The organism is Rubrivirga sp. (assembly GCF_049648075.1).
GTDB lineage: Bacteria > Bacteroidota > Rhodothermia > Rhodothermales > Rubricoccaceae > Rubrivirga.
In genome coordinates, this window is record NZ_JBARYR010000088.1 from 1 (window position 1) to 3,639 (window position 3,639).

A 3,639-nucleotide genomic window follows, 5' to 3' on the forward strand; every position below is an offset into this window, starting at 1 on the left:
ACGCTCGCCCTGGTCCGAGGTGGCAAAGCCGTCGCCGCGATGTCCGGCCGCGACTTCGCGACGCCCGACGACCTGCGGACGGTCGTTGCTCCGGTCTTGCGCCACCGCGTCCTGCTCACGCCCGAGCGCGAGATCGAGGGCGTCCGGCCGGAGTCGGTGCTGCGGCGGATCGTGGAGGAGATCGAGGTGCCGCGGTGAGCGGGGCAAGGGGCGGACCCGTGTCGGCGTCCTCGAGGTCGGCTACAGCTACGAATGAGGCCGCGTCCTCGAGGTCGGATGCGTCGTCCTCGAGGACGGGCCAAGTGGGCGTGGCGCTGTGGAATCCGTTTCGGGACGTGTTCCTGACGGCTCGGCCGTTCTGGATCCTGCTGGGTTTGGCCGTGGGGTTCGTCGTCGCGTTCTTCTGGCCTCCGCTGCTGCCGGTGCTTCAAGTCGCCGCGCTGGCGTTCGCGGTCTCGGTCGTGGCCGACGTCGTGCTGCTGTGGGGCTCCGGTGGCGTCCTCGAGGGCGAGCGCGTCGTCCCGGACAAGCTGTCGCTCGGCGACGACAACCCCGTCGAGGTCGAGGTCGCGAGCACCTACGGCGTCCGCATCCGGGCGCGCGTCATCGACGAGGTGCCGGTCCAGTTCCAGCACCGCTCGGACGGTCGCGTGCTGCCCCTGCCGCCTCGAGGACGAGACGGGTTCGTCTACACCTTGCGCCCGACGCTCCGCGGCGCCTACGCGTTCGGCCGGCTCTTGGCCTACGCCTCGACGCCGCTCGGCCTGGTCGCGCGCCGCTTCGAGGTCGAGGGCGGGGGAGAGGCGGCCGTCTACCCGTCGATCATCCAGATGCGCCGGTTCGCGTTCCTCGCTGAGCAGAACCGGCTTCGAGAGGTCGGCATCAAGAAGGTGCGCCGTCGCGGCCGGACGATGGAGTTCGACCAGATCCGCGACTACGTCCCGGGCGACGACCGCCGCGCGGTCAACTGGAAGGCCACGGCGCGGCGGAGCGTCCATCAAACGCGGCTGATGGTCAACACCTACCAAGACGAGCGCGAGCAGCCCGTCGTGGTCGCCCTCGACATGGGCCGCGCGATGCGGTCGCCGTTCGAGAGCCTGACGCTCTTGGACCACGCGATCAACGCGTCCCTCGTGGTCCTCAACACGGCGCTGCAAACGCAAGACCGCGCCGGGCTCGTCGCGTTCGACCGCGAGGTCCAGACCGTGATCCGACCCGACCGGAAGAGAGGCCAACTCGGGACTCTCCTCGACGCGCTCTACCGGCTCGATCCGGGCTACCAGGACCCGTCGTTCGAGGACCTGTACGCGGCCGTCCGGTCCCGCCTCCGGCAGCGGGGTCTGATGCTGCTGATGACCAACTTCGACACGGTCGCCGGTCTGGAGCGCCAGCTTCCGTACCTCCGCCAGATCGCGCGCGCGCACCGCCTGGTCGTGGTCCTGTTCGAGAACACGGGCATCCGCGACCTCCTGACCTCGAGGTCGGACCGCCTCGAGGACGTGTACGTCAGGTCGACGGCGCGAGCGCTCGCCCAGGAGAAGCGCGAGATCGCGCGGACGCTGGAGCGCCACGGCATCGGCGTGGTCCTGACGACGCCGGAGCACCTGACGCCGGACGCGGTCAACCGCTACCTCGAGCTCAAGAGCCAGGGGACGTTCTGAGGGATGGGGGATGGGGGATGGGGGATGGGGGATGGGGGATGGGCGGGCGCGTCCTCGAGGTCGCGGAATGGTTCCCCGTCCTCGACGAGGCGTCCCGCCCGTAGCGCCGCTGATCCGACAGGGTCTTTAAGCCGGTTCCGATGCCGAAGTGTCACGATGACCTCGCACTTCCACTCGTCATCCCCGCGGCGGCGCTGGTAGAGGGGGGCACGACGAGCGGTCTCCACGTCTTCAACCCCGTCATCCCCGCGAAGGCTGGGATCCAGAGTGGCGAGCGTCGATGTGCCCTGACGCCCTGGATTCCCGCCTGCGCGGGAATGACGGTTTGGGCGCTTCGAGGTTCGACATCATCACGTAGTGAACCCGTTATCCTGCAAGGAGTGGCGCCGAGCGCCCTCGAGGTCGGCACGTGCGCAACTGTTGCAGTCCAGTTCGTCTTCGTCCTCGAGGCCATACCCCGGCACCCGGTCACGGCTCGCGCGTTGGCCGCCCATGACCGACACCGACCGCACCGAGACCACGTCCGGCCTCGAGATCCCGCCCGTCGCCACCGCCGACAGCCTGCCGCCCGACCTCGAAGACCGGCTCGGCGAGCCCGGCCAGTTTCCGTTCACCCGGGGCGTCTACCCCGAGATGTACCGGACGCGGCTGTGGACCATGCGCCAGTACGCCGGCTTCTCAACGGCCGAGGCCTCGAACGAGCGCTACCACGCGCTTTTGGCCGCCGGCGCGCGCGGCCTCAGCGTCGCCTTCGACCTGCCGACCCAGATCGGCTACGACCCCGACGATCCCATCGCCGAGGGCGAGGTCGGGAAGGTGGGCGTGAGCATCGCGTCCATCGAGGACATGCGTCGGCTGTTCGACGGGATCGCCCTCGAGGACGTCACGACCTCGATGACCATCAACGCGACGGCCCCGATCCTGCTGGCCCTCTACGTGGCCGTTGCCAAGGAGCAGGGCGCCGACCCCGAGAAGCTCGGCGGGACGATCCAGAACGACATCCTGAAGGAGTACGCCGCGCGCGGAACGTACATCTACCCGCCGCGGCCCTCGATGCGGTTCATCACCGACACGTTCGCGTGGTGCGCCCAACACACGCCGCGCTGGAATACGATCTCGATCAGCGGCTACCACATCCGCGAGGCCGGCGCGACGGCCGCCGAAGAGCTCGCGTTCACGCTCGCCGACGGGATCGCCTACGTCGAGGCCGCCCTCGAGGCCGGACTCGACGTTGACACATTTGGGAAGCGGCTTTCTTTTTTCTTCAACGCGCACAACGACTTCTTCGAGGAGGTCGCCAAGTTCCGGGCGGCGCGGAAGCTGTGGGCCGAGATCATGCGCGACCGGTTCGGCGCGACCGAGCCGAAGGCCATGATGCTGCGGTTCCACACCCAGACGGCGGGCTCTACGCTGGCCGCGCAGCAGCCCCTCGTCAACGTGCCGCGCGTGACGATCCAGGCGCTCGCTGCCGTCCTGGGCGGCACCCAGTCGCTCCACACGAACGGCTACGACGAGGCCCTGGCGCTCCCCACCGAGGCCGCCGCCACGTTGGCGCTCCGCACCCAGCAGGTGATCGGATTCGAGTCCGGCGTGACCGGGTCCGTCGACCCGCTCGCCGGCTCGTACCTCGTCGAGAAGCTGACGGCCGACCTCGAGGCCGAGGCGCGGCGCCTGATCGCGGAGGTCGACGCGCTCGGCGGTGCGGTCGCGGCCATCGAGGAGGGGTACGTCCAGGACCGGATCGCGCGGTCGGCGTACCTCGCCCAGCAGGCGATCGAGTCGGGCGAGGCCGTCGTGGTCGGCGTCAACCGGTTCGAGTCCGACGGCGACGACGCGTCGATCGACCTGCTCCGAGTCTCGGACGAGGTCCGCGAGCAGCAAGTCGAGCGGGTCTGGGCCCTGCGCGAGTCCCGCGACGCCGGGCGCTGGTCGTCCTCGATGGACGGCCTCGAGAGCGCGGCCCGGTCGACGGAGAACC

Annotated in this window: 2 protein-coding genes and 1 pseudogene; all 3 read left to right on the forward strand. The window is 69.7% G+C overall.

The genetic code is table 11. The annotated features are described in order from the left end of the window. Positions 1 to 198: pseudogene (locus WBA11_RS02405) on the forward strand (AAA family ATPase); the annotation flags it as partial. Continuing rightward, a complete protein-coding gene (locus WBA11_RS02410; protein ID WP_424519132.1) occupies positions 195 to 1,661 on the forward strand; it encodes a DUF58 domain-containing protein in 1,467 nt (488 codons plus the stop codon). The pseudogene WBA11_RS02405 and the gene WBA11_RS02410, both read left to right, overlap by 4 nt. A 492-nt stretch (positions 1,662 to 2,153) precedes the next feature. After that, the coding region (locus WBA11_RS02415) for an acyl-CoA mutase large subunit family protein (protein ID WP_424519133.1) at positions 2,154 to 3,639 on the forward strand (1,486 nt) is incomplete at its 3' end.